Raw genomic sequence first — 24,492 nt, forward strand, 5'->3', positions numbered from 1 at the left:
GGATTAAAGTATATTCCACAAAGCAGAAAACAAATAAAAAACCCTGAAACCGTTGATTTAACAAGGTTTTCAGGGTTTTAAATACTATCGTTTACTAAGCACTTTTATTAACGTGAGTAGTACTCAACGATCAACTGTTCGCTGATTTCAGCAGACAATTCGCTGCGTTCTGGGTAGCGTACAAAAGTACCTACTTTGTTTTCAGCGTCGATTGATACGTATTCAGGAACGAAGTTGCTTACTTCGATTGCTTCGTTAACGACATCAAGGTTGTTTGAACGTTCGCGGAATGCGATTGTTTGACCTGGTTTCACGCTGTATGACGGAATGTCAAGGCGTTTGCCATCAACAAGGATGTGGCCGTGGTTTACCAATTGGCGAGCTTGGCGGCGAGTGCGCGCAAGACCTAAACGATAAACAACGTTATCAAGGCGAGCTTCAAGCAAGATCATGAAGTTTTCACCGTGTTTACCTGGCATTTTACCAGCTTTGTTGAATAAAGTTTTGAATTGGCGTTCGTTTACACCAAACATGAAACGAAGTTTTTGTTTTTCTTGAAGTTGCAAACCGTACTCAGAAACTTTTCTGCGTTGGTTAGCACCGTGTTGACCTGGTGCGTAAGGGCGTTTTTCTAGTTCTTTGCCTGTTCCGCTAAGAGAAACTCCTAGACGGCGAGACTGTTTCCATGCTGGACCTGTATAACGAGACATATATGTCTCCTCCTCTATTGTTGGTTTTTGAAGTAAAATAAAAACCAATTGTATTCATGCTGTAAGCCATTTTATATTCTTGTACCTTCGCTCAGCAGCCAAGAGTTACGCGATACACCTACTTATTTAACTAATAGGAATAAAATGGACAAACCCGCACATACAACTGCTGCGATTATTTTACACAAATTATAGTATAACCGCACTTAAGACCATAAGTCAACAATTACAGAAAGGAGATCAATAAGGCTGGCTTTCTTTTTTTTATTATTAAAGGTAGAATGGAAAGAGATGGGATGTAAGCGCTTTCTATATTGAATAAGGGGTGTATGGAAATGAAGAAACCAGAAATCAATTTGGAGACAGCAGTTATCCACAAGGGGTATAACAGTTCACTCCACCATGACAGTTTAGCGACTCCGCTTTATCAAACGTCAACTTTTGCTTTTGAAAGTGCTGAAGAAGGGGAAAACCGCTTTGCCGGAAATTGCGAAGGCAATATTTACTCGAGGCTTGGAAATCCGACGGTCCGTGTGCTGGAAGAACGGATGGCGGAAATCGAATACGGCGAAGGGGCACTCGCTTTCGGTTCAGGAATGGCAGCAGTCAGTGCGGTGCTGATTCATCTGACAAAAGCGGGAGATCACGTGCTTTGCTCAAGAGGCATCTACGGCTGTACGTTCGGGCTGCTTGAGATGATGGAAGAAAAATACGGCATAACGCATAATTTGGTTTCCATGACGACGGAACAGGAAATTGAAAAAGCACTGCGTCCGGAAACAGTTTGCATCTATGTTGAAACGCCGATTAATCCGACGATGGAAATCGTCAATCTGGACGCCGTTGTTTCGGTTGCCAAAAAACACGGGCTGCGTGTCGTGGTCGACAATACATTCAGTTCGCCTTATCTGCAGAACCCGATTCAATTGGGCGCGGATTTCGTGCTGCACAGCGCAACTAAATATCTGAACGGCCATGGGGATGTGGTCGGCGGAATATTGGTCGGCAAAGATGGCGCCGAAATGCAGCAGCTCCGGATGACGGTCCAGAAAGATGTCGGCGGCATCATGTCGCCATTCGATGCGTGGCTTTTGCTGCGCGGTTTAAAAACACTTCATGTCCGCATGGACCGGCATATCTCAAATGCCAAGACAGTGCTTGCATTCTTGAAACAGGAACCGCTGGTCAAAAAAATCTATTACCCGTTTGATGAAAATCATCCGCAAATGGAAATTGCCAAACGCCAGATGCGGGACGGCGGCGGTTTGATCTCGTTTGAGATTGAGGGCGGGAAAAAAGAAGCACAGGCCTTCATGAATGCGTTGTCGCTTGTGAAAATTGCCGTCAGCCTGGGGGATGCAGAAACACTGATTCAGCATCCGGCTTCGATGACCCATGCGGTGGTGCCGCAGCCGAGCCGGGAAGCGATGGGCATTACCGAATCGTTGATGCGTTTGTCTGTCGGCCTTGAGCATACCGATGACCTGATTTCAGACCTCACAAAAGCTTTTGAAGCCGTAAAGCCGAAATTACAGGAAGCGTAATAAAAATGCCCGGATCTCAAGTTAGGAGATCCGGGCATTTTCAATTTTATAGATGCTTCATTAATACTTCGGTAAAGAGTTCAAGGCCTTCTTGGTCTTCTTTCGTAAAGCGGCTCAGTACCGGGCTGTCGATATCCAGGACACCGATTACATTGCCGTCTTTGATCAACGGAATGACGATTTCAGACTGGGAAGCTACATCGCAGGCAATGTGGCCAGGAAACGCATGGACATCTTCGATAAGCATCGTTTTCTTTTCTGCCACTGCCGTTCCGCACACGCCTTTCCCAACTTGAATCCGTACACACGCCGGAAGCCCCTGGAATGGTCCAAGAACGAGCTCACCGTCTTCCATCAAATAAAAGCCGACCCAGTTGATGCGCTCTAAAAATTGGTTGAGCAGTGCAGAAGCATTGCTTAAATTAGCGGTAAGATTGGATTCGCCTTCGAGAAGTGCGTCCAGTTGTTTGCCGAGCATGGTGTATTGATCCAAGCTTGAGCCGCTGTAAGTTGTTTGAGAAAACATAGAAAAGCCCCATTTCGTTTTATGATTTACCTATTATAAAGTTTACCGTAATGCTTATGCAAGCCATTGACGCTATGTGCATCCGAGCCGAAGACGAGCGGGATGCCGAGCGACTCGGCAAAAGGGATGTAACGCTGTGGAGGATAGGATTCAAGGCAATCGGGTTTTGAGAAGCCGGCGCCGTTCAGATCCATTTCGTAGCCTGTTTCCGCAATTTTTTCCAAGACGCGTTTGATATAATGGTCGTCATCAATTTTTTTGCCGTGTGCAAGCTGGAATTTGTGGACCAGCGTCGGGTGCCCGATTCGTTTTGGCTTAAAGGCTCCAAGGTCAGCGGAGATAGACGCTTCGACCGTTTTGTAGTAAAGCTCATATACGGCTTCAACTGAACCGGCTTGATGGGCAATTTCCATGAAAACTTCCTTGCTGTAGTCCATGCAGAAATAATCGCTGTCTACACGCAGGAAATGAACCGATAAAATCGAATCGTCCAGCAGTGGTCCATATTCATCAAGAAAAGACCGGGTTTCGGATTCATAACCGGTGATATAGTCCACTTCCAATCCGGCGCGAATTTGGATATCATTCTTATAGGCATCTTTTGCCTGCCGGATGGCGTCTAAATAAGAGTGCATGGTTTCCAAACTCATTCCGCTGTCTTTTTCAGGAGTCGGATCCACGAAAGAAGAGGGGAGAGGCGCGTGTTCCGTAAAGGAAATATCGCCGAAGCCGGATTCAATCGCTTTTTCTATGTATGTATGCAATTCGTCTTTTGTGCCATGCGGGCAAAAAGGGGTATGAATGTGTCCATCTCTTTTCATAAAACCACCATCTTTCTACAGATTTGAAAATATTTCGCTCTTTTCTTCGATTTCACAAACATAAGAATCGAATACATGTTAAAATAGTTAAGGTATGTAAAACATTTATATAGAAAAGGAAATGTGATTTTGGAACAGGGGGCTAAATGACTTATGATGAAGTATATCATCATTGCGGTCATCATTCTATTAGCGATAATTATCGTCGGCTTGTTGTTTCGCAAGAAGCACAACGCGGAAATTGAACGCTTGGAACAGTTAAAACTGCAAATACAAAACAAACCAATACTGGAAGAATTGACGAAAGTAAAACAATTGAACATGAACGGCCAGACAGAAGAGATGTTCGAGCGCTGGCGTGAGATATGGACGGAAATGATGGACGTACATATTCCGAAAATTGATGCGTTGCTATTTGATGCAGACGAGGCGATTAATCGCTTCAGATTCGGAAAAGCTACGGAGCTTGAAAAGGACATTGAAGTCCGTATCGACGAAGTCGACCGCCAAATGAACGAGATTTTAAGTGAACTTGAAGAATTGATCGGCAGTGAAGAGAAAAACCGCAGCGAAATGGATATCATGAAAGACCAATACCGCCTGGCGCGGAAGAATTTATTGGCGCATCAGCATTCCTACGGTGCAGCAGCTGCTCCTTTGGAGAAAAAGTTGGAGGCTTTCTCGCCGTTGTTTGAAGAATACGACCGTTTGACAGAGGAAGGCAATTACTTGAAGGCGCGGACAACCGTTATGGGCCTTTCAGAAGAAGGAGATTATGTTTTCTCCTTGATCGATGAAATTCCGGCGCTGTTGACAGACATCAACTCGAAAATCCCTTCCTATATCAATGAATTGCGCAATGGCATCCGGGAAATGGAAAGCCAGTCCTACTACTTGAACCATTTGGAACTGACGCGCCAACTCGATAGAATGGAAGACGAACTTGTCGGGATGAAAGAAGAAGTTGCCCGGTTGAATGTAGATGAAACAAAAGAAAAAGCAGAAGACATGAAAGAACGCATTGATTCGTTCTATGAAATTCTGGAAAAAGAAGTGAAAGCCAAGCATTTCGTGGATTACTACAAAGCGGAAACAGGACGGCATTTGGAACTGATCAACCGGGATGCGCGCGATATGCACGATGAATGCCTGTTTGTTCAGCAAAGCTATAAGATTTCTGAGAGCGATGCAGCCATTCCGAAGGCTTGTTTGGAAAAACTGGAAGAGCTCAACCGCCGGTTTGATTTGTTCAAATCGCGGACAGAAGAAGACCAGTCCGCATATTCGAACCTGGAAGAAGAACTGGTTTATATTCGTGAAGAGTTAGCGAAGATTGACGTCACCCAGCAAGATTTCACAGAATCACTGAAGAGCTTGCGGATTGGCGAAAATGAAGCACGCAGAAAAGTGGAAGACTTGAAACGCCGCTTGCAGGAAACAGACAGAATGCTGCACAAAGCCAATACACCAGGCATTCCGGAAGAAATGGATGTCCGGTTGGAAGAAGCGGAAGAGCAGTTGTTTGTAGCGATGCAAAGCTTGCAGGAAGTTCCATTGAACATGAAACTGGTAGACAATTACGTGATGAATGCAGAACAATCAATCGAAGAAGTTGAAGAAAAATCAGCTGAAATGATTGAAAACGTACTTCTCGTTGAACGCATTATTCAGTACGGCAACCGTTTCCGCAAAACAAACCCGCAAATGGATGCCAAGTTGAAGGAAGCGGAAGAGTCATTCAGACAGCTCCGTTACTCAAAAGCATTGGAAGAAGCGGCAACAGCAGTTGAAAGCTTCGAACCAGGGTCAATGAAACGCATTGAAGTGCTAGTTAAAGAAGAAGCATGGCGAGTTTAAAACAATATTGAAAACCACCAGCATTCGTGCTGGTGGTTTTCTTTTCGGAGGTAGCTAAATGATTTACTTGGATAACAGTGCAACCACCCAGCCGCGAAAAGAAGTGCTCGAGGCGTTCGTAAAGGTGAATGAACAATTTTACGCCAATCCGGCTTCAATCCACAAAATGGGAAACGAAGCGGAAGATTTGCTGGAAGGCGCACGCACGCAAATCAAGCACATCCTGAATATGGAACACGTTGTTTTTACATCCGGCGGCACGGAATCCAATAACCTTGCATTAATCGGCGCTGCAAAAGCATACCAGCACCGGGGGAAGCACATCATCACCGCCGTAACGGAACATCCCGCGGTTCTCAATCCTTTAGCCGTATTAAAGGAGCAGGGATTTGAAATTACCCGGCTTCGGGTCGACGAAACCGGTGCCATCAGTTTGAATGAGTTGAATAACGCCCTCAGAAGCGATACGATTTTGGTAAGCTTGATGCATGTCAATAACGAAATCGGCACGGTGCATCCCATTGCTGAAGTGAAAAAACGGCTTGCCGGAACTCGGACCTTGCTCCATGTCGATGCGGTCCAAAGCATTGGTAAGCTGGATCTTCCTCTCAGCGCCATGCCGGATTTATTGAGTGTTTCGGGGCATAAAATCCACGGCTTGAAAGGCAGCGGAATCCTGGCGTTCAACGAGGTCGAACTTCAGCCGGTTCTTTACGGCGGCGGCCAGGAGTTCGGCTTAAGAAGCGGAACCGTCGCTGTGCCGCAGGCAGTCGCCTTTGCAAAAGCGCTTCGCCTGGCAGAGCCAAGAACGGAATTTGCCGATTGGAACCGGGAGCTCCGCACATTTTTTGCCGGATTTACAGGCGTTAAAATTATCAGCCCGGAAACTGCAGCTCCCCATATACTGGCCATTGCAGTGAAAGGGATGAAAGGCGAAGTACTGGTATCCGGCTTGCAGCAGGAGTCAGTCATTGTATCCACCTCAAGCGCCTGCTCATCAAAAAGCAAAGAAACGAGCCATGTCATTGAAGCGACCGGCGTGCCGCGCGGGTATAAAGAAGGCGTGATCCGCATCAGTTTTGGAGCTTTCACACAAGCCGGAGATATCGCTGCATTGAAAACTGCATTTGAGCGGGTTTACCGCTTGATCAAATAAGAGATAGGCAACGAAGGAGTTTAATCGTATGAAAACAAAACAAGTCCTCGTCCGTTACGGGGAATTATCCACAAAAGGAAAAAACCGCAGTTCGTTTATCGGGCGCCTTCGGGACAACGTCCGGCAGATGTTTGCCGATCTGGAAACGGTCCGCGTCAAAGCGGAACGGGACCGCATGTTTATCTTGGCGGACGATGAGCACGAGATGGAGCAAGTGCTTGAGCGGTTGCCGAACGTTTTTGGCATCCAATCGTTCAGCCCGGTCATGGAAGCTGAATTGAACTTTGAAGCGATGAAAAAAGCGGCAATTGCAGTAGTCGGCAAATTGGACCGCGACAACAAAAGTTTTAAAGTCTCAGTCAAGCGTCCATTCAAAGAATTTCCGCACGAAAAGCCGGAAATTACCCAGGAAATCGGATCACATGTGCTCCGCAGTTTCCCGGAACTTTCGGTTCAAATGAAACACCCGGATATCGAATTGAAAGTGGAAATTCGGGAAGAAGCGGCTTACATGATGGCTGAGGTCATCGAAGGAGCTGGCGGATTGCCTGTCGGCGCCGGAGGAAAAGCTTTGTTGATGCTTTCCGGTGGAATTGACAGCCCGGTAGCTGGCTATCATATGCTGAAGCGGGGCGTCAGACTGGAACTGATCCATTTTTTCAGCCCGCCTTATACAAACGACCGGGCAAAAGAAAAAGTCTTCGATTTGGCTGAGAAGTTGAGCCAGTTTGGTTCTTCCGTCACGCTGCATATCATTCCATTCACGAAACTCCAGCAGGAAGTGCACAAGCAAGTGCCGGATAATATTACGATGACTTCCACGCGCAGAATGATGATGCGCGTAGCGGATTTGGTGCTTGCGGAAACGAAAAGCCAGGCCATCATCACAGGGGAAAGCCTCGGCCAGGTGGCAAGCCAAACTTTGGAATCACTGCATGCGATTAACGCGGTGACAAATACCCCGGTGCTCCGTCCGCTGATTGCGATGGACAAGCTGGATATTATTGAAACCGCCCAAAGAATCGGAACATACGACATTTCCATCCGGCCATACGAAGATTGCTGCACCATTTTCACCCCGGCCAATCCAAAAACCAAACCAAAGCTTGAAAAAGTTGAGTTCTACGAAAACTTCGTATCGTTCGATGAACTGATTCAGGAAGCGGCAGATCAGCGGGAAACCGTTAAGTTCCCACGCGTCAAAGAAGCGAAATTTGAAAATCTCCTATAAGCGTGAAACCCTGAAAAAGCGGGAGGCAAAGTTGCATTTGCCTCCCGCTTTTTTTGTCTTTTCTTTGACTAAAACCTCAATTTATTTCAAGTTTGTATTTTGTTTTTTAAAATTATTTTGAATAATAAAATTTTTCCGGTATAATGATAAAGTATCATTTTTTATTACACGCCTAGGGGGAATACATAATGAATCGTGAAGAATTACTGGCACCTGAGAAGTACAACTTAGTCGAAGAAATTGAAAAGTACGCCACGGGCGATGGCAAACTGGCGATTATTTGGGAAAGCGACAAAGGAGAAGAGCAGCAAGTTACATATGAAGAATTGATGAAAAAAGCCAACAAAGCGGCAAACAGCTTTGAAAAAGCCGGATTGAAAAAAGGGGATATTGTCCTTGTGATGGTCCCGCGCCTAATTGAAGCGTATGTCGCATATATCGGGGCATTGAAAGCCGGGCTTGTAGTGATTCCGAGTTCTGAAATGCTGCGCGCAAAAGATATTTCGTACCGCTTAAACCACAGCAACGCAAAAGCAGTCATTGCCTATGAGCCGTTTATGGATCAATTCAATGAAGTGGAAGAAATGGCGCGGGTAACAAAATTCGTTATCGGCCACTCTGATCAATCGTGGATTTCTTTGCAAGAAGAAATGAAAGCGGCTTCAGACGTATATGAAGCAGCGGACACCAAGAGCAACGATACGGCGTTTTTGTCTTATACATCCGGAACGACCGGAAATCCAAAAGGTGCTGTGCATAGCCATGGGTGGGCATACGCACACCTACGTACTTCTGCCGAGCATTGGCTCGGGGCAAAAGAAGGCGATTTGGTCTGGGCCACTGCGAGCCCGGGATGGCAAAAATGGATCTGGAGCCCGTTCCTGGCTACATTAGGCAGCGGAGCGACCGGCTTTGTCTATAATGGCAAGTTTGATCCGGAAGTGTACCTGCAAATTTTGGAACGCCGTAAGATTAATGTTTTGTGCTGTACGCCGACGGAATACCGCATTATGGCGAAACAGGAAAATCTGTCATCGTTCGATTTAAAAGCCTTGCACAGTGCCGTGTCTGCAGGGGAACCATTAAATGCAAAAGTGATCAACGTCTTTAAAGAACACTTCGGGCTTGAAGTCCGCGACGGCTATGGGCAAACTGAAAACACTTTGCTTGTCGGAGTTATGAAAGGGATGGAAATTCGCATCGGCTCGATGGGCAAACCGACACCGGGCAACCGTGTGGAAATCATTGATGAATTCGGAAATCCGGTCCAAGCCGGCGAAGTTGGAGACATCGCGGTCCACGTCGATACGCCAGCCTTGTTCAAAGGGTATTTCAAGGACGATGAACGGACAAAAATGCAGTTCCGCGGCGAATATTACGTCACCGGAGACAAAGCATCAAAAGACGATGACGGTTACTTCTGGTTTGAAGGAAGAGGCGACGACATCATCATTTCTTCCGGCTATACAATCGGGCCGTTCGAAGTGGAAGATGCCCTTGTGAAGCATCCGGCTGTCCAGGAATGTGCGGTCATCGGTGCACCGGACGAAATCCGCGGCGCCATTGTCAAAGCCTTTGTCGTATTGGTTCCTGGCAATGAGCCGAATGATGAGTTGGTGAAGAATTTGCAAAACCACGTAAAAGAGCTGACAGCTCCTTATAAATACCCGAGAGCGGTCGAGTTTGTGGAAGAATTGCCGAAAACCGCTTCCGGAAAAATCCGGCGCGTTGAATTGCGCCAAAAAGAACAAGCGAAAAAATAAGAGCAGCCGGTGCAAACCGGCTGCTTTAGCTTGTAGTAAATGAAAGAATATACTTTCAATCCAGTGAAGAAATTCAAAAATAGGGTTTTACCTCGTTTCTGCGTTTCAACCGTCGCTTTACGACGAAGCTAGCGAAGCGATGCAACGGTTTATCATGTCCCCAAGCTAGCGAAGCGGTGCAGGGACAGAAACAAGAGCAGAGGTTTTCGCCGGTTTCCACGGCAGAACCTGGAGAGAAGTAAAAAACAGATGATTTTTCTGCTTACTCACTCGAAAAGTGGAACAAAGAATGGAAATGAGTCCTTGATGTGAAGCGACACCCCCACCCGGTTCGGCCACGAGACTCCTGTGGGGCCAGCACGAGCCGAAGACGCTGGACTGAGCAACGCGAAGGAAGCGGCTAAGACCGTGCCCACGGAAAGCGAAGTGGCTGAACCGGGTGGGAATTCTGCAGATTTATTCATTCTCCAGTATACTTTGTCAATAGTTTGAGCAGTCGGTGCAAACCGGCTGCTTTTTTCTGTTGTTTACATTAAAATTAGACGGGCATATAATAGGAATATTATTTCGAGTAGCAAAATAAAGAAAGAATGGTGAGAGAAGCACGATGGCAGACGAAAAAAAAGGCATACTGTTTACGATTTTAACTTATACGATTTGGGGTTTCTTGCCGCTCTACTGGAAGCAAGTGGATCATGTACCAAGCGATGAAATTCTGACATCGCGCATTTTATGGGCTTTTATCCTGACGGTGATTTTCATCTTATTAATCGGCGGCGGCAAGCAGCTGCTGGCCGATGTAAAAAGTTTGTGGCAGTCGAAGAAGACATTCTTCAGTTTGATGTTGGCTTCTTATTTAATTACAGCCAACTGGTTTTTATATATTTTTGCCGTGACAAATGACCGGATTGTCGAAACAAGCCTGGGATATTACATCAATCCACTGGTTTCGATGTTGCTGGGTGTGTTTTTCTTGAAAGAAAAATTATCGAACGCCACGAAAGTAGCATTTGGCTTGGCGGCGGTCGGCGTATCGATTTTGACCATCTCCTACGGCACATTCCCTTGGATGGCATTCGGAATGGCGTTCAGCTTTGCATTTTATGGCCTGATCAAAAAAACAATCAAGCTGGATGCACTGCGCGGCCTTGCGCTGGAAACTTTGTTTGTCTTGCCGCTTGGGCTCATTTATTATGCCTATTTGTTTTCGAACGGCAGCGCTTCGTTTTTGCATGAAGGAGCAGCGACGGATATTCTGCTGATTATCAGTGGGGCAGCCACAGCCTTGCCGCTCGTGTTGTTTGCGACAGGTGCACCACTCATTCCGATGTATATGATTGGATTTTTGCAGTACATTGCACCGACTTTAATGCTCTTGCTTGGCGTATTGGTTTACGGAGAAGCTTTTGACCGGATCGATTTGATTTCGTTTTCATTTATTTGGGTTGCTCTTGCATTGTTTACAACTTCAAAAGTAATGGAAGCACGGAGCGTCAGAAGAGAAAAATTAAATGCACAGCATTAATTCAGATGAGTTAATGTGAAACATTTCAACATGATACCCGTATAATAAAGAGAGAAATAAAAGGAGGTCATGTAGTAGATGAATACGAAAAGATGGATTGCATTAATTGCGGCAGCGGCCATATTGGTTATTTCATTGGTCATCAACTCTGCATTTGCGATTTTCCAGAGTACACTCGGCGCTAATGTGGATGAATTATTGGCGGTATCTGAAACAACCGTTTCCGAGCAAATCGTTGAAGATGGCGATTTTGATAAGCGCATTGCGGTGTTGAATGTTGAAGGAACCATCCAGGATACGGGGGAAGCTGCTTCGCTTTTGGGCGGAACCGGCTATAATCACGATTTGTTTATGGAGCAATTGGAACAAGTGAAAAACGATGATTCCATTAAAGCAGTTATGCTGAAAGTCAATTCGCCGGGCGGCGGAGTAGTGGAATCGGCGCAAATCCATGACAAAATTACGGAAATCCAAGAAGAAACCAAAAAACCTTTCTATGTATCGATGGGTGCTGTAGCTGCTTCCGGCGGTTATTATATTTCAGCTCCAGCGGACAAGATTTTCGTTAACCGTGAAACCATGACCGGTTCACTTGGCGTCATCATGCAGACCGTCAATTACGGAGAACTGGCAAAAAAATACGGTGTGGATTTTGTCACAATCAAATCGGGGCCATTTAAAGACATTGGAAGCCCGACACGTGAAATGACAGCCGACGAGCAAGCACTGCTTCAAGAAATGCTGGACGACTCGTATGAAGCGTTTGTAGATGTGATTGAAGAGGGCCGCGGCATGCCTGAAGAACAAGTCAAAGCGGTTGCTGATGGGCGCATCATGAACGGGCGCCAGGCAGTTGAAGCAAAACTGGCAGACGACTTCGGTTTTGAAGAAGATGTGCTGACAGCTCTGCGTACGGATTATGACCTGAAAGGTGCACAAGTCATCGAGTACGGAGCAGACCAAGGAATTGGATCGCTGTTCTCGATGAAATTAAGTTCCCTGTTTGGAAACGACATGGAATCGAAACTGATTGCGAAACTCTTGACCGACAATAGTGCACCGCGAATGATGTATATGTATGGTGAACAATAAGGAGGGGCGATACCAATGACGAATCATTCCAACGATGAAACGCATGCAGCAGCAACTATTCAAAACGATCGCCCTGAATTGCAGAACTATAAAGAAGTGATGTTTTACGAACGCCAGCCGGCAGGTTTCTGGGTACGGTTCTGGGCGTATTTGATCGATCTTCTAATCATTGCTTCGGTAACTTCCATTTTAGTCAAACCGATTTTCTTGTTGATTGGCTTAGAGACGGCGGAAACGGTATGGTATGCACCATATGCCATCATTTCGGCTGTGCTGTTCTACGCATATTTTGTCCTGATGACGAAGTTCTTCGGGCAGACCGTCGGCAAAATGATTTTGGGGCTGCGCGTCGTTTCGTTGAAAGAAGACCACTTATCCTGGGGAACATTGTTGTTCCGTGAATGGATTGGCCGTTTCATTTCCGTGACGATCCTGCCATTGTACTGGATTGTCGGTTTTACAAAGCTGAAACAAGGCGTCCACGATTTTATCGCGGATACAACAGTCATTCATGAACAGACGTACCGGAAGCAAATCGTCTTTGAGAAAAAGCGTTCGGAAGGGTCTGAGTTGCAAGAGGCTGAAACCTTCTAGTAAGATAAAGGTATTGGAAAGGGAGGCGTTATGTTTGGTACAAGTTACATTCAAGCAAAATCCGGTAACATTGCCCGGAAAAGAAGTACAAGTAGGAGAACAAGCACCGAATTTCACGGTCCTTGCAAACGATTTGAGTCCCGTATCTTTAGAGGATACAGCGGGCAAAGTCCGTTTGATCAGCGTTGTACCTTCACTGGATACAGGAGTATGTTCACTGCAGTCAAAACGCTTTGACCAGGAAGCAGCATCTCTTGGCGACAATGTGGAAGTGCTGACGGTTTCAGCTGATCTTCCATTCGCACAGAAGCGCTGGGCGGAAGAAAACGGTACACAAGGCATTACACTTCTTTCGGATCACCGCGACTTATCGTTTGGAGAAGCTTACGGTACAACGATGAAGGAACTGCGTCTGCTGGCACGCTCGATTTTTGTTATTGACGACAAAGACCAAGTGGCTTATGTGGAATATGTTCCAGAAGGCACCGACCACCCGAATTACGACAAAGCGATTGAAGCCGTAAAGGCCTTAACAAACTAATACTAGAAACCCACTCTTTCCGAGTGGGTTTCCTTATTGAGGACGGATTAGAATGAATTCAGAAATGGAAAAAGTATTTAATTTTATCGATGGACATGCCTCCAAATTGCAAAAAGAACAGGATCTGCCGTATTTGGAAAGCTTGCTGGAAACAACTGAGACTTGGTTGGACGGGCATATCGAGCCTGACGCACAAGCCGGAAAAGAGGACGTCCGCAAAGCGATTCAGCTGGCCGTGTTAAAAGGCATGAAAGAATACGTCCAGCCTCACCATCAGATGACGCCGGATGCACTTGGTCTGCTGGTCGGGTATTTGGTGGAACTGTTTGTGAAAGAAAAGGAATTCACCTTGCTTGACCCTGCGCTTGGGACAGGGAATCTTCTGTTGACGGTCATGAATTACCTGGACGGCCGCATTACAGGAGCCGGAGTGGAAATTGACGATCTTTTGATCCGTTTGGCGGCATCGACTTCGGATTTGACAGAGCAGCCGGTGACGTTCTACCGGCAGGATGCTTTGCAGCCGCTATTGATCGATCCGGTCGATGCAGTCGTCGCCGATTTACCGGTCGGATACTATCCGGATGAAGAAGTCGCTGCAACGTATGAGCTGAAAGCGGAAGAAGGCATGTCGTATGCGCATCATCTGTTTATTGAACAAGCGTTAAAACATACTGTAGATGGCGGCTATTTATTTTTTGTCATTCCAAAAGCGCTGTTTGAATCGCCGCAAGCCAGCCAATTGCATACATTCCTGAAAAAGACGGCGTATATTCAGTCTGTCATGGAATTGCCGGAAAGCCTCTTTAAAAATTCGGCTTTTGCCAAAGGCATCCTGGTGCTGCAAAAGAAAAAAGAAGGCGTCAAAGCGCCGAAAGAAGTGTTGCTTGCTCGCGTTCCGAATATGTCGAATGCCCAATCGATGGCCAAATTCTTCTCGCAGGTTAGCCAGTGGGTTAAAGAAAATAAGCAGTAATTGGGACATTTTGTGTTATAATGGAAGTCATTAAAGCATCCGCAATTAATAGTCCAAACAGAAAAGAGGGATGGTCATGACTGAATCAAATGAAGCTCCGAAAAAAGTAAGCTTGCAGGAAGCGGTAAAACGCCAATTGGAAGCGAAGAAAAACCAGGCTGCGAACAATAAAGGCGGCACCGGCATGTCAGCAGAAACAAAAAAGCTGAAAAGCCAGCAAACGAAAAAAGTAAGCAACACGCGCCGGAAAATGGGCGTCTAATTTCGGACCCGACATCTTTTTGTCGGGTTTTTTATTTTGGGGAGATGCTTATGAGCAGTGGAACGGGTTCTATGATCACTAAACGAGGTTCTATGAGCGGTTATTAGATTCTATGATCACTCACGGGGTTCTATGAGCGGTTATGAAGATTCTATGATCACTTAACGGACTGCTATGAGCAGTTATGAGGATTCTATGATCACTCAATCAAAATAAGGCTATATTCTGAACTAAGGCGCAATGTGCAGGGAATAAACGGGGTGTTGGAGAACAAGTTCTCTATCACTTTAAGAAGGAGCCTGTCTATGGAAAACTGGAAACAAACCATAATCACAACCCGGCGCGGAAACTTTGAAGTCTTTCAAAAAGGGGAAGGGCCGCCGCTATGCGTCACCCATCATTATTCCGTATTCAACGAAACCGGAGATTATTATGCAGAAGCTTTTACAACAAGCCATGCCGTCTTCTTAGTCAATTTGCGGGAAGCTGGACAGTCGGATAAAGCTGCCGAGCCTTTTCAATTAAGCATGCTGGAAACAATTTTCGATTTGGAAGCGATCCGGGAAGAACTGGGATTCGAAAAATGGGGATTTGCAGGGCACTCAACCGGAGGTATGCTCGGTATAATTTACGGCATTTACTATTCGTCAAGATTAAGCTGCTTGATCTTGACGGGGGCGGCAGCCAGAGAATATGCGACGTTTTCGAAAGAATGCATCTACAATCCGGAACATCCAAAATTTGAACGGATGCAGAACTTGATTGAGCAGTTAAAGCGGCAAGGTATTCCAGTTGGAAAGCGCAAGCAATTGTCAGAAGAGCGGACCAAATTCTCGCTGTTCCGCCCGGAAAAATACAACGAATACTTTCATAGGAAAATCTCTAAATCCATGTCTGCTGATCGGATGAACTTTTTTAACCGGGAACTGCCGATTTATGACGTAACCCGAAAGCTGGTGCTGATTGCAGCCCCAACTTTAATTCTTTGCGGCAGATACGATGTTCAGTGCCCCCTTACATACTCTATTGAAATGAAAGAGCGGATTCCGCATGCCCGATTGGTGGTTTTTGAAGAAAGCAACCATTATCCATTCCTGGAAGAGGCTGAACTTTTTGATGAGGAACTGAAGAAATTTTTGAGCGCGATCCGTTCGACAGCTTCCTAAAAAATGCAGTATGATGGAAATCAGTATACTAAAAGGGGAAATGAAACATGACCACAATCGGATTTGTAAGACACGGCATCACAGATTGGAACATCCAGCGCATTGCGCAAGGCAGTTCGGATATTCCATTGAACGAAACTGGGAGAGAACAGGCCCGTGCCATCGCCAGCCGGCTGGCACAAGAAGAACCATGGGATGTCATCATTAGCAGTGATTTGATCCGTGCAAGGGAGACGGCTGAAACGATCGCAGCGGAACTGGGAATGCCAATTGATGAAATCGACCCGCGCATCCGTGAATTGTCCGGCGGGTTGATTGAAGGGACAACGGAAGCGGACCGTGTCGAGAGATGGGGAACAGACTGGCGCGAGAAGGATTTGGGAAGAGAGCCTTTGTCGGCTGGCGTCAAAAGAAGCACTGAAGCGATACAAGAGGCGATGGAAAAGTATCCAGGCAAACGCATTTTAATGGTCAGCCATGGCGGGCTGATTGGATTGGCACTGAAAAATTTGCTGCCGGATCGATTCGAAAAGATACTATTAAACAATACATCCATCACCATTTTAGAAAACGTGGAAAGCAAATGGGAGTGCACCTTATACAATTGCACAAAGCATTTGCCTGAAGTCGTGGAAGAACAAATTGCCGGAAATACAAAATGAATTCAGAAAGCGAGGCGCCTTCAGTCAAGGCGTCTCTTTTTTATAGAAATCTTTTGTCGAAATGTTTGTTCAATTGCATCCCTTTTACTTTATAATGAAAATACGATTAACCGAACTGCCACTGAATCGATTTTCAGGGAGAGGGAAGCCGGATGGAAAACAACTATGAAACCATGGAACAACTTGAGGTTCTCCAGAAAAGCCTGAAAGCCGACTGCGGGAATTGCGCCGCACTTTGCTGTGTCGGCTTGTCTTTTATGGCGTCTGCAGATTTTGCTTTTGATAAGGCGGCTGGTGTGCCGTGCCCGAACCTGCAGAATGATTTCCGCTGCGGCATCCACGAAGATCTTCGGCGGAGCGGCTTTAAAGGGTGTACGGTATTTGACTGCTACGGTTCAGGACAGAAAGTAGTACAAGTGACGTTCCAAAGTCAAGACTGGCGAAGCGATGCTGCTGCGGCAAAAGAGATGTTTGCCGTGTTTCCGGTAATGACGCAGCTGCACGAGATGATGTGGTATTTAACTGATGCGATGCAACAGGACAATGCCCAGCTACTCCGAAAAGAACTGGCGGACATGCTGGGGAAAACCGAGCAACTGACTTTGCTGCCGGCTGAGGAACTGAAGAAATTGGATATTCCAGCTCACCGCGCATTGGTGAATGAACTGCTTGTGAAAGTAAGCGGAAAAGTTAGAGCCAATGCCATAAAACGGCATAAAGGACGAAAAAGCAAAGCGCTGAACCGACACAACGCCGACTTGATGGGGGCAGAATTAAAAGGCGCTGACTTGAAAGGCATTGATTTCAGGGGGGCTTATTTCATTGCCGCGAATCTGCGCCTAACCGATATGCGGACAGCGGATGTAATTGGGGCTGACTTCCGGGATGCAGACATCAGTGGAGCCGACTTATCGACGAGCCTTTATTTGACGCAAGTACAGGTCAACGCAGCAATTGGAGACTGCCACACGAAATTGCCAAAAGGCATAGCACGCCCTGCTTATTGGGCAAAAAAGCCGAGAATTTTCTAATCTATTCATTGAAAGCAGGAGAGTTTATGTTGCCACAGGAAGATGCAGTCCAGAAGATTTGCAGCAGTTTAAAAAGAGACCCGTTGGTCCGGGCGGTCTATCTGAAAGGATCGATGGGCAGAAACGAGCATGATGAGCATTCGGATGTTGATATGTATTGCCTCGTCGACGAAGAAAACGAAAAACGTTTTTTTGAAAACCGGGTGCACCATTTGCAGGCATACCGGCCAATACTCTTTCAAGATGATATTTTCATCATTGCGCCTCAAATCATTGCCGTTTTTGATGATTTTTTGCACATCGATTTGTTTACCGTAACGCCGGAGAAATTTACGGAGAAAGACTATTTCAAGGTATTGTACGATCCGGAAGGCTTGATGGAGAAATTCAAAGATACCCAAAGCCTGGAACTGACAGAAAACGAGTACCGGGACGACGTCATGGACGTAGCCTGGTTCCTCTTTCAGTATAAAAAGTCTGCAGCCCGGGGCAACGATATTTGGTCGGTGAAAATGCTTTCGTATATTATGGACCATTTGGCAAGGGTGCTGCTTTATAAATACGCACCGCACCGGGCACGTTTAGGATTAAAGGCGTTAAGTGTTTCATTGCCAGAGACGGTGTTAGGAAAAGTGGAAAAAATCTTTAATTGCATGACAGCAACTTCCCATTCAGAGGCAGCTGCACAAATCAGCGGCCTGGTGGAAGAAGAAATGGAATGGATGCTTGAAAAGGTTTGCCAGTCCGAGCAGATCGAACCTTTGCTAAGGAAAATGGTGGATCTTCATGCAAGAGAAGAAGCCAACAAAGGCTGCTGACAGCAGAAAATGCTTGGGTTTACAATATAACTATTATGAGGAACCGGAAAGTGGCAGCTGAAAATTAAACACGGAAAACTGCAAGTTGCCGATTCTGAAGTCATATGGCAATTCTTAACCATAAAAAGAAATCTGCATACAAAAATCAGTTCAGCTTAAAGACTGAACTGATTTTTTGTTTGCAGCAATTTAGGGAGTTCAAACGATTTCGAACAGTTCTGTATGGATATCCACAAAATACGATTCCAAAAGCTGCTCCAGCTTGCCATCCAAGGCATAATATTCTTCGTCGGCTTTTTCAACCTCTTCATAAAACGCTTCTTCTTCAATTTCTTCGTTCTCAAGAGCGGTAAATAAGCGCCATAGCTGTTCACCGTATGTCTTTTCGATTTGGGCGTAATCCGTTGCGCCGATTTTTTCCAAGGCAGCGGTTAACTCCTTCAGGTAATGGGCGATTCCAACTTCCCGGATGTAATCCTGGGTCCAGTTGAGCAAAATCTCGTGGCCGCCGCTTTCCATCTCGGAGTAGTACTGGAAAGCCAAATTGCATTCGTTCAGTAAAGCACCTTCAGAAGGGAGATCGTGGTTAGTGATTTCAGCGATGACCGCATTCCAAATATCCGACCGATCTTTTAATTCACTTTTCTTTATTTGTTTTTTCAAGGGAGTGCTCCTTTCAATCTATAATTTCAGCAGAATCTATAGATTTCCCTGCCTTGCTGCAAAATCCCTTTTTATTGGCTAAACGCTCGGCAGTCCAAAGTTGGCCGTACCCAAAGTTTGCTGAAATCGACATAGCCGAAATGGGATAATTTGATATTCATCAATTCCGATGAAAACGGGATCTGGCGCTTGGCATAATAGAGCGGAACCAGAATCGAGGATTCCACCAAGGATTTTTCGATTTGCAGATTCAGCGCCGTCCATTCTTCAAAAGGGGTGTGCCGGTACTGCCCGAGCAATTGCGTTAGCTCCGGATCACGATCGATCAAACAGGCAAACGGAGACAAGCCGTTGGTCAGGAAATAAAAGAAAGAAAAGTCCTGATTCATCTCGAACACTTCGCCGTGGATGTAGAGGTCCGCTTGCTGGTCTTTGCCGTTGTCCACCAGGTATTCGTGAAACGGCAGAACACGCACTTCTACGGGTATTCCTTCCTGCTCGAATATTGTCTGAAGCCATTCCGATACGTTTTTCAGATAACTGGTGGTTTTGATGACCAGAGCCTCTTCGAACAGTGGACGTTCGGCAGCCGTATGGCAATATTGCTGGTTTTGCCCGATCAGCATGCCTTCTTCATTCGGGAGGATGCGGGAATCCGCTTCGCTGACGGAATAACGGTGCTTTCGGATGATTGCGTGAAGGTAATCACGGACTTCTTTGCGGCGGATTGCTGAATTACGGAAGGCATTCATGACAATGATTCCGACTCCTGAATCGCTTTCTACCAGGTACGTTTCATCGGCTTCTTTTTGTTGGGACGTCCGGTATGCAAAATCAAAGTCTTCCGGAACCTGTACAAATTCGATGGCATCAAGAAGTGGGCGCTCACCGAAATAATCCTTGAATGCCACCAGAACGGTTTTTAGTTCATGGCTGTTGTCGAGGCAAAAGCTGCCTGTTCCGTACAGCTGTCCTTGGCTTTCTTTGAAGATGCTCGAGTTGATCATGCCGAGCATCTGCAGGCAGTAACTGCAGCCTCCCGGAAAATCGAAGTCGATGACAAGTGGAGCAGGCACCGTGATTTTTTGGACGGGCCGCCACAATTCCTGGGAATTTTCATGAGAACGGATGCGGTTCAGGCAGTCTGCGACATCTTCGGCGGTCAATAAGGAACCGTCATGGAGCTTAATGCCTTTTTTCAAATACAGGCGAAGCTTCGTCGGTGAAAGGTCCCAGCTATGTGCAATTTCAGGCGAAACCTTCCCTTTGCTGTCCACGGATACGAGGCGGTTGAAAACCGTAGCTACAAAATTGGCGCTATGGACATCTGCCGTCTCCAAAGGGTTCATCGTCATGAGCTGATGCCGGCGCGGGATGATCAATTTATCAATATCGCCCTGGTTTTGAGAAAAGCCGAATTTGTTGCGGAACCGTTCAATCAAGCGCAGTTTCACTTCTTCGGACCAGTCAAACAGCAAATACCTGCTGCTGGTTTCCACCGGTTCCCGGTCAATGATGCCCATCAGCTGCTCCTCAAACAGCCGCTCCACGTCTTTTTGCCAGTGCAGTTCGGAAGCATTGCCCCGCCCACGTCCGGCGGTATAGGCGAACCAGCCTTCCTGTGTCCATTTCTGAATATAACGGGAAGCTTGTTTGGCACTGACATCCAAGAGCTTCACAAGCTCCTCTTTTTTTATTTTTCCTGACGGCACGGTACGCCAGAGAATCAGTAAATTATTGTCCACGCTTGATTCCTCCCTAAAAGGGGACATGTCTTTTGAAAATGTCCATTTTTCAATCTATTCGTCTAGTTTAATATACATAAGACAAAGGAGGTTGACAATATGAGCTGGAAAGACTACCCGCAAAATATCAAAGTCCGGCTGATTACCTCGTTTTTTAACCGGGCTGTAGGTTCCGCTGTCATGCCGTTTATGGCATTGTTCTTTGCTATCGAAATGGGCAAAGTGTGGGCAGGATTGTTTTTAGTCGGAACCGTCATCATCAGTTTTTTCATCAATTTAATCGGCGGCTATATTTCAGACCGCTTTCCGCGAAAAGGAGTAGTCGTAGGCACTTCCATGGGCAGTGCATTGGCATTTGTGAGCATGACCATCAGTTTGATACCGGAAGACAACCTGATCTGGCTGTTTGCCTCATCTTATATCGGATTCATCATCTCAAGCAGTTTAGGCCGGCCGGCAATGCATGCCCTCATCATCGATTCCACAACGCCGGAAAACCGCAAAGCGGTATACACGATTGAATACTGGCTGACGAATTTGTCGATGGCCATCGGTGCAGCGCTAGGCGGCTTGTTATACGTCAATCACCAAATTGAATTATTTGTGCTGCTGAGTGTTACATCCATCAGCTTGCCGTTCGCTTATCAGATTTGGCTGATTGATGAACAGACAAGCGTATTGAAAAAGCAGCATCAAAACGTGCTGATTGATGTATTCCATAATTACAAAGTAGCTTTTCAAGATTTGCCTTTTGTAAAGGTGGTCGTCGGGTCGATGTTTATCTTTGCAGCTGAATTTTCCCTGAACAGCTATATCGGAGTCCGGCTGGCCGAAACATTTGAAACGGTGAGTTTAGGGAACTTTGACATTGCTGGCGTCCGGATGCTGAGCTTGCTCAATATCCAGAACATGCTGTTTGTCGTGTTCTTCACGTTCCTTGTCAGCAGGATCACAGACCGTTTCACCAAACGGAAAGTGCTGCTCACCGGGCTGATTGTTTACAGCATCGGCTATATCATCGTCACCTCTGCGGATAGCTGGTACATGTTAATTTTCTTTAATATGATTGCAACCCTTGGGGAATTGATTTACTCGCCGGTCCGGAATGCTGAACAGGCCAATATGATTCCGGCTGATAAGCGCGGATCTTATTCCGCCTTTTCGAATATTTCATTCAGCGGCGCAGATTTGATTGCACGTTCGACGATTATCATCGGTGCTTACCTTGTCCCGACGATGATGTCTGTGTATATCGGGGTCATTTTAATGATGGGTACTTTCCTTGTTTACACCGGGTTATTCGTAAGAGGCACAACTTCAAAAAGCACAGAATCGACGGAAGCGATTCTGTAAAATTCCTTCACTTATGCGAGCGGCATAGGTGAAGGTTTTTATTGTAGATAGATTTCACAAAACATTCTAATTGTTCTATCTGTATTTGGGAATTTTAGGTACAATTAAAGGTAGAGAGAATGACTGGGGGAATTAAACATGACGATTAATGTTGAATTGAGCAGATTCAAAGTAAAAGCCGGAAAGTCTGGACAAGTGGATGAATGGATGGCATTTCTAAATGAACATATGGAAGAAGTTTTGTTGACCTTGAATGATGAAAAAATGTACGTCGAAACGATATTCAGAGAAGTGCAGGAAGAAAGCGAATTTCTTTACTGGTATTCCGTCCAGGGCGAAGGCGGCAGCGAAGTTACGGATTCCCATCATGAAATAGATAAAAAGCATTTGGCATTTTGGGAAGCATGCATCGACGAAGACTACCTGCCGGTGGATTTGAAAACTGAAGCTGTGATGATTCAGGAACGCATTCAAACGGAAATGAAACGGGGATGACTTTGCTATGGAAACGGAAATTCGTATACGAAAAGCAGCGGCAGCGGATGCAGAGAAGCTCGTTGAGTTAATGAAAGAAGTGGAAGACTCCGGCTTTATGCTTTTTGAGCCCGGCGAAAGAAAAACAGTACCCGAACAGTTCAAAAAACGGATTGAAGGGCTGGACGGACATTCAGCGATTTTCCTGGCAGAAGAAAACGGTGTGCTGCAGGGGTATTTGTTTGCTATTGGAGATGCGTTGTTGAGAAAACGTTATTCCGCATACGTAGCCATCGGCATCCGGGAAGGACAGCGCGGAAAAGGAATTGGCACGAAGCTTTTTCGAGCGTTGGAGCAATGGGCAAGAGAAAAAGAGCTTCGCCGGATTGAACTTACGGTCCTTGAACATAACGCAGCCGGTTTAGCCCTGTATCAAAAAATGGGATTTGAAATCGAAGGAATCAAGAAAGATTCGCTATACATAAACGGTGAATATGTGAATGAGTATTATATGGCTAAAATCATGAGCTGAACAAGGGGAGAAGAACCATGAGATTTAGCGATCCATCTGAGCTTGCAGAATGGTTAACCCCTCATTCAATAAAATGGTATGAACAATTGAGTGAAATAGAGGGCGTATACAAGTACCCGTGGCATTCTCTGATTATGGAGCCAAACGGCGAAATAATTTTTGATGAGGAAGCGGTCCGCTTAGCTGCAGGAAAAAAAGTGCTGGACGCAGGATGCGGCCCTGGCGACTTTACATTTCAATGCGGGAGACAGGCAAAGGAAATTGTAGGTTTTGATGTCACTGCTCGATTTATTGAAAATGCGCAAAAAAAGGCTCCTTCAAATATTAGGTTCGTGGTTGGCAACGCAAAACAGGGGCTGCCTTTTAAGACGGGTGAATTTGATGTTGCTTATAACCGGAAAGGTCCTACGTCGGCTTATCCTGAACTCTTGCGAGTAGTGAAAAAAGGAGGAGAGATTCTTGGTCTGCATCCAGGCGATGGCTCTGGGAAGGAACTGCCAGAATTGTTTCCAGGGCTATTCAAAGAATCCAAAGGCACTCCGATTGCGGATCATTTGCAGCGAGGTTTAAGTGCCTTGCCATTTAGCGAATGTGCGTTTGAAGAAGTAACCAGCACCGAATATCTTGAAGCACCGCTTGACGTTATTAAGTACAGATGCTTTGGCCAAGCAGAAGAAGTGTTCAATAAAGCGGCAGAAGAAAATCTGTCAGAACTAGAACAGATTTTCAGGGCGCACGCGACTGAAAAAGGATTGGCGATAAGCTATTCCCGTTATTTGATCAGAGCAAAAGTTTAATGCATGGTGATGAAGTGATTACGAAACTTAAAGGAGCAGCGATGAAATTCATCTTATTATTCGGACCGCAAGCGGCCGGGAAAATGACAATCGGAAAAGAACTCGAAAAAATAACCGCATTCAAACTGTTCCATAACCATATGACCATTGAAATGCTTCACCCCTTTTTCGGCTTCAGCAAAGAAATGTTCGAGCTGTCGGACATGATCCGAACGGAAATATTCAAAGCACTGGCTGCCGGCGAAACGGAGGGCATCGTTTTTACCTATGTCTGGGCATTCGACATGAAAGAGGACTGGGACTTTGTCGAACGAATATGTGAAATCTTCGAGTCTGCTGGAAATGAAGTCTATTTTGTCGAATTGGAAGCCGAAGTGGAAACCCGGCTTCAGCGCAACAAAGAAGCAAGCCGGCTCGAAGAAAAGCCGACCAAGCGCAATATTGCCGAATCGGAACGGGAACTGCTGTCATCGATGGAAGTCCACCGGCTGAATTCATTCAAGGGAGAAATAGAACGTGAAAATTATCTCCGGATCAACAACACCGATCTGGAGCCGGATGAAGCGGCAAGACGGATTCGTGAGAGATTTTCTTTTTGAACGATCAAAATAATTTATTGTGTTAGGAGGTGGGAATGATTGTTAAAGGAACAA

The 24,492-nt window shown here is 45.9% G+C and carries 25 protein-coding genes; 20 read left to right on the forward strand and 5 right to left on the reverse strand.

Annotated features, from left to right (window positions below):
- Positions 1–107: 107 nt before the first annotated feature.
- Positions 108–710: a 30S ribosomal protein S4 gene (gene rpsD, locus HU147_RS07605; protein ID WP_036804882.1), complete on the reverse strand. Its 603-nt coding sequence runs from the start codon at positions 708–710 to the stop codon at positions 108–110.
- A 335-nt stretch (positions 711–1,045) separates the two neighbouring features.
- Here rpsD and megL point away from each other — a divergent pair, with 335 nt between their 5' ends.
- Complete coding sequence (gene megL, locus HU147_RS07610; protein ID WP_224075688.1) at positions 1,046–2,254, forward strand: methionine gamma-lyase; 1,209 nt, start codon at positions 1,046–1,048, stop codon at positions 2,252–2,254.
- A gap of 46 nt (positions 2,255–2,300) precedes the next feature.
- Here megL and HU147_RS07615 read toward each other — a convergent pair whose 3' ends face one another.
- Positions 2,301–2,780 carry a GAF domain-containing protein gene (locus tag HU147_RS07615; RefSeq protein ID WP_317985501.1) on the reverse strand — a complete coding sequence of 160 codons (480 nt, stop codon included), beginning with the start codon at positions 2,778–2,780 and terminating at the stop codon, positions 2,301–2,303.
- A gap of 26 nt (positions 2,781–2,806) precedes the next feature.
- Positions 2,807–3,601, reverse strand: a complete 795-nt coding sequence (gene hisJ / locus HU147_RS07620) for a histidinol-phosphatase HisJ (protein WP_224075689.1) — start codon at positions 3,599–3,601, stop codon at positions 2,807–2,809.
- Positions 3,602–3,754: 153 nt separating this feature from the next.
- Between hisJ and ezrA the strand changes: the two genes are divergently transcribed.
- The 14 genes from ezrA to HU147_RS07690 all read left to right on the forward strand — a co-directional run bounded on the left by ezrA (position 3,755) and on the right by HU147_RS07690 (position 18,275).
- A complete protein-coding gene (gene ezrA / locus HU147_RS07625) occupies positions 3,755–5,458 on the forward strand; it encodes a septation ring formation regulator EzrA (protein WP_224075690.1) in 1,704 nt (567 codons plus the stop codon).
- Positions 5,459–5,516: 58 nt separating this feature from the next.
- Entirely contained in the window at positions 5,517–6,614 is a 1,098-nt protein-coding gene (locus tag HU147_RS07630; RefSeq protein ID WP_224075691.1) for a cysteine desulfurase family protein, read from the forward strand.
- Positions 6,615–6,642: 28 nt separating this feature from the next.
- A complete protein-coding gene (thiI, locus tag HU147_RS07635) occupies positions 6,643–7,845 on the forward strand; it encodes a tRNA uracil 4-sulfurtransferase ThiI (protein WP_224075692.1) in 1,203 nt (400 codons plus the stop codon).
- Between the two features lie 188 nt (positions 7,846–8,033).
- On the forward strand, positions 8,034–9,608 hold the full coding sequence (mbcS, locus tag HU147_RS07640) for an acyl-CoA synthetase MbcS (protein WP_224075693.1): 1,575 nt from the start codon (positions 8,034–8,036) through the stop codon (positions 9,606–9,608).
- A gap of 607 nt (positions 9,609–10,215) precedes the next feature.
- A complete protein-coding gene (gene rarD / locus HU147_RS07645) occupies positions 10,216–11,133 on the forward strand; it encodes an EamA family transporter RarD (protein ID WP_224075694.1) in 918 nt (305 codons plus the stop codon).
- Between the two features lie 78 nt (positions 11,134–11,211).
- Entirely contained in the window at positions 11,212–12,225 is a 1,014-nt protein-coding gene (gene sppA / locus HU147_RS07650; protein ID WP_224075695.1) for a signal peptide peptidase SppA, read from the forward strand.
- A gap of 15 nt (positions 12,226–12,240) precedes the next feature.
- Positions 12,241–12,819, forward strand: coding sequence for an RDD family protein (locus HU147_RS07655; protein WP_224075696.1), 579 nt, complete (start codon positions 12,241–12,243; stop codon positions 12,817–12,819).
- A gap of 34 nt (positions 12,820–12,853) precedes the next feature.
- Complete coding sequence (gene tpx, locus HU147_RS07660; protein ID WP_224075697.1) at positions 12,854–13,360, forward strand: thiol peroxidase; 507 nt, start codon at positions 12,854–12,856, stop codon at positions 13,358–13,360.
- Between the two features lie 52 nt (positions 13,361–13,412).
- Positions 13,413–14,336 carry a class I SAM-dependent methyltransferase gene (locus HU147_RS07665; protein WP_224075698.1) on the forward strand — a complete coding sequence of 308 codons (924 nt, stop codon included), beginning with the start codon at positions 13,413–13,415 and terminating at the stop codon, positions 14,334–14,336.
- A 76-nt stretch (positions 14,337–14,412) separates the two neighbouring features.
- Complete coding sequence (locus HU147_RS07670) at positions 14,413–14,598, forward strand: hypothetical protein (protein WP_224075699.1); 186 nt, start codon at positions 14,413–14,415, stop codon at positions 14,596–14,598.
- A gap of 305 nt (positions 14,599–14,903) precedes the next feature.
- Complete coding sequence (locus HU147_RS07675; RefSeq protein WP_224075700.1) at positions 14,904–15,764, forward strand: alpha/beta fold hydrolase; 861 nt, start codon at positions 14,904–14,906, stop codon at positions 15,762–15,764.
- 47 nt (positions 15,765–15,811) lie between these two features.
- A complete protein-coding gene (locus HU147_RS07680; RefSeq protein ID WP_224075701.1) occupies positions 15,812–16,426 on the forward strand; it encodes a histidine phosphatase family protein in 615 nt (204 codons plus the stop codon).
- Positions 16,427–16,578: 152 nt separating this feature from the next.
- Positions 16,579–17,457 carry a pentapeptide repeat-containing protein gene (locus tag HU147_RS07685; RefSeq protein WP_224075702.1) on the forward strand — a complete coding sequence of 293 codons (879 nt, stop codon included), beginning with the start codon at positions 16,579–16,581 and terminating at the stop codon, positions 17,455–17,457.
- A gap of 26 nt (positions 17,458–17,483) precedes the next feature.
- Positions 17,484–18,275: an aminoglycoside 6-adenylyltransferase gene (locus HU147_RS07690; protein WP_224075703.1), complete on the forward strand. Its 792-nt coding sequence runs from the start codon at positions 17,484–17,486 to the stop codon at positions 18,273–18,275.
- A 198-nt stretch (positions 18,276–18,473) separates the two neighbouring features.
- Here HU147_RS07690 and HU147_RS07695 read toward each other — a convergent pair whose 3' ends face one another.
- Together HU147_RS07695 and HU147_RS07700 are read right to left on the reverse strand one after the other, a co-directional pair.
- Entirely contained in the window at positions 18,474–18,938 is a 465-nt protein-coding gene (locus HU147_RS07695) for a DMP19 family protein (protein ID WP_224075704.1), read from the reverse strand.
- Between the two features lie 71 nt (positions 18,939–19,009).
- Positions 19,010–20,683, reverse strand: coding sequence for an ABC transporter substrate-binding protein (locus HU147_RS07700; RefSeq protein WP_224075705.1), 1,674 nt, complete (start codon positions 20,681–20,683; stop codon positions 19,010–19,012).
- Positions 20,684–20,782: 99 nt separating this feature from the next.
- On the opposite strand from HU147_RS07700, the gene HU147_RS07705 reads away from it, so the two are divergent.
- The 5 genes from HU147_RS07705 (at position 20,783) to HU147_RS07725 (ending at position 24,438) form a co-directional block, all read left to right on the forward strand.
- Positions 20,783–22,036, forward strand: coding sequence for an MDR family MFS transporter (locus HU147_RS07705; protein ID WP_224075706.1), 1,254 nt, complete (start codon positions 20,783–20,785; stop codon positions 22,034–22,036).
- 144 nt (positions 22,037–22,180) lie between these two features.
- Complete coding sequence (locus tag HU147_RS07710) at positions 22,181–22,531, forward strand: DUF6176 family protein (RefSeq protein WP_224075967.1); 351 nt, start codon at positions 22,181–22,183, stop codon at positions 22,529–22,531.
- 7 nt (positions 22,532–22,538) lie between these two features.
- Complete coding sequence (locus tag HU147_RS07715; RefSeq protein ID WP_224075707.1) at positions 22,539–23,042, forward strand: GNAT family N-acetyltransferase; 504 nt, start codon at positions 22,539–22,541, stop codon at positions 23,040–23,042.
- Between the two features lie 17 nt (positions 23,043–23,059).
- The gene (locus tag HU147_RS07720) at positions 23,060–23,839 is read left to right on the forward strand and encodes a class I SAM-dependent methyltransferase (protein WP_224075708.1); all 780 of its coding nucleotides are present in this window, start codon (positions 23,060–23,062) and stop codon (positions 23,837–23,839) included.
- A 41-nt stretch (positions 23,840–23,880) separates the two neighbouring features.
- Positions 23,881–24,438: an AAA family ATPase gene (locus tag HU147_RS07725; protein ID WP_224075968.1), complete on the forward strand. Its 558-nt coding sequence runs from the start codon at positions 23,881–23,883 to the stop codon at positions 24,436–24,438.
- The last annotated feature ends 54 nt before the right edge of the window (positions 24,439–24,492 follow it).

The sequence above is a fragment of the Planococcus chinensis genome (assembly GCF_020071995.1).
In the GTDB taxonomy this organism is placed as follows: Bacteria; Bacillota; Bacilli; order Bacillales_A; family Planococcaceae; genus Planococcus; species Planococcus chinensis_A.

What these genes read in the sequence shown, in the direction of transcription:
- HU147_RS07690 (WP_224075703.1), top strand. Translation starts at nt 17,484, where the DNA reads ATGTTGCCACAGGAAGATGCAGTCCAGAAGATTTGCAGCAGTTTAAAA.
- HU147_RS07670 (WP_224075699.1), top strand. Translation starts at nt 14,413, where the DNA reads ATGACTGAATCAAATGAAGCTCCGAAAAAAGTAAGCTTGCAGGAAGCG.
- hisJ (WP_224075689.1), bottom strand. Translation starts at nt 3,601, where the DNA reads ATGAAAAGAGATGGACACATTCATACCCCTTTTTGCCCGCATGGCACA.
- ezrA (WP_224075690.1), top strand. Translation starts at nt 3,755, where the DNA reads ATGATGAAGTATATCATCATTGCGGTCATCATTCTATTAGCGATAATT.
- HU147_RS07680 (WP_224075701.1), top strand. Translation starts at nt 15,812, where the DNA reads ATGACCACAATCGGATTTGTAAGACACGGCATCACAGATTGGAACATC.
- HU147_RS07655 (WP_224075696.1), top strand. Translation starts at nt 12,241, where the DNA reads ATGACGAATCATTCCAACGATGAAACGCATGCAGCAGCAACTATTCAA.
- HU147_RS07665 (WP_224075698.1), top strand. Translation starts at nt 13,413, where the DNA reads ATGAATTCAGAAATGGAAAAAGTATTTAATTTTATCGATGGACATGCC.
- HU147_RS07685 (WP_224075702.1), top strand. Translation starts at nt 16,579, where the DNA reads ATGGAAAACAACTATGAAACCATGGAACAACTTGAGGTTCTCCAGAAA.
- rarD (WP_224075694.1), top strand. Translation starts at nt 10,216, where the DNA reads ATGGCAGACGAAAAAAAAGGCATACTGTTTACGATTTTAACTTATACG.
- HU147_RS07725 (WP_224075968.1), top strand. Translation starts at nt 23,881, where the DNA reads ATGAAATTCATCTTATTATTCGGACCGCAAGCGGCCGGGAAAATGACA.
- thiI (WP_224075692.1), top strand. Translation starts at nt 6,643, where the DNA reads ATGAAAACAAAACAAGTCCTCGTCCGTTACGGGGAATTATCCACAAAA.
- sppA (WP_224075695.1), top strand. Translation starts at nt 11,212, where the DNA reads ATGAATACGAAAAGATGGATTGCATTAATTGCGGCAGCGGCCATATTG.
- HU147_RS07615 (WP_317985501.1), bottom strand. Translation starts at nt 2,780, where the DNA reads ATGTTTTCTCAAACAACTTACAGCGGCTCAAGCTTGGATCAATACACC.
- mbcS (WP_224075693.1), top strand. Translation starts at nt 8,034, where the DNA reads ATGAATCGTGAAGAATTACTGGCACCTGAGAAGTACAACTTAGTCGAA.
- HU147_RS07705 (WP_224075706.1), top strand. Translation starts at nt 20,783, where the DNA reads ATGAGCTGGAAAGACTACCCGCAAAATATCAAAGTCCGGCTGATTACC.
- HU147_RS07720 (WP_224075708.1), top strand. Translation starts at nt 23,060, where the DNA reads ATGAGATTTAGCGATCCATCTGAGCTTGCAGAATGGTTAACCCCTCAT.
- HU147_RS07715 (WP_224075707.1), top strand. Translation starts at nt 22,539, where the DNA reads ATGGAAACGGAAATTCGTATACGAAAAGCAGCGGCAGCGGATGCAGAG.
- megL (WP_224075688.1), top strand. Translation starts at nt 1,046, where the DNA reads ATGAAGAAACCAGAAATCAATTTGGAGACAGCAGTTATCCACAAGGGG.
- rpsD (WP_036804882.1), bottom strand. Translation starts at nt 710, where the DNA reads ATGTCTCGTTATACAGGTCCAGCATGGAAACAGTCTCGCCGTCTAGGA.
- HU147_RS07675 (WP_224075700.1), top strand. Translation starts at nt 14,904, where the DNA reads ATGGAAAACTGGAAACAAACCATAATCACAACCCGGCGCGGAAACTTT.
- HU147_RS07630 (WP_224075691.1), top strand. Translation starts at nt 5,517, where the DNA reads ATGATTTACTTGGATAACAGTGCAACCACCCAGCCGCGAAAAGAAGTG.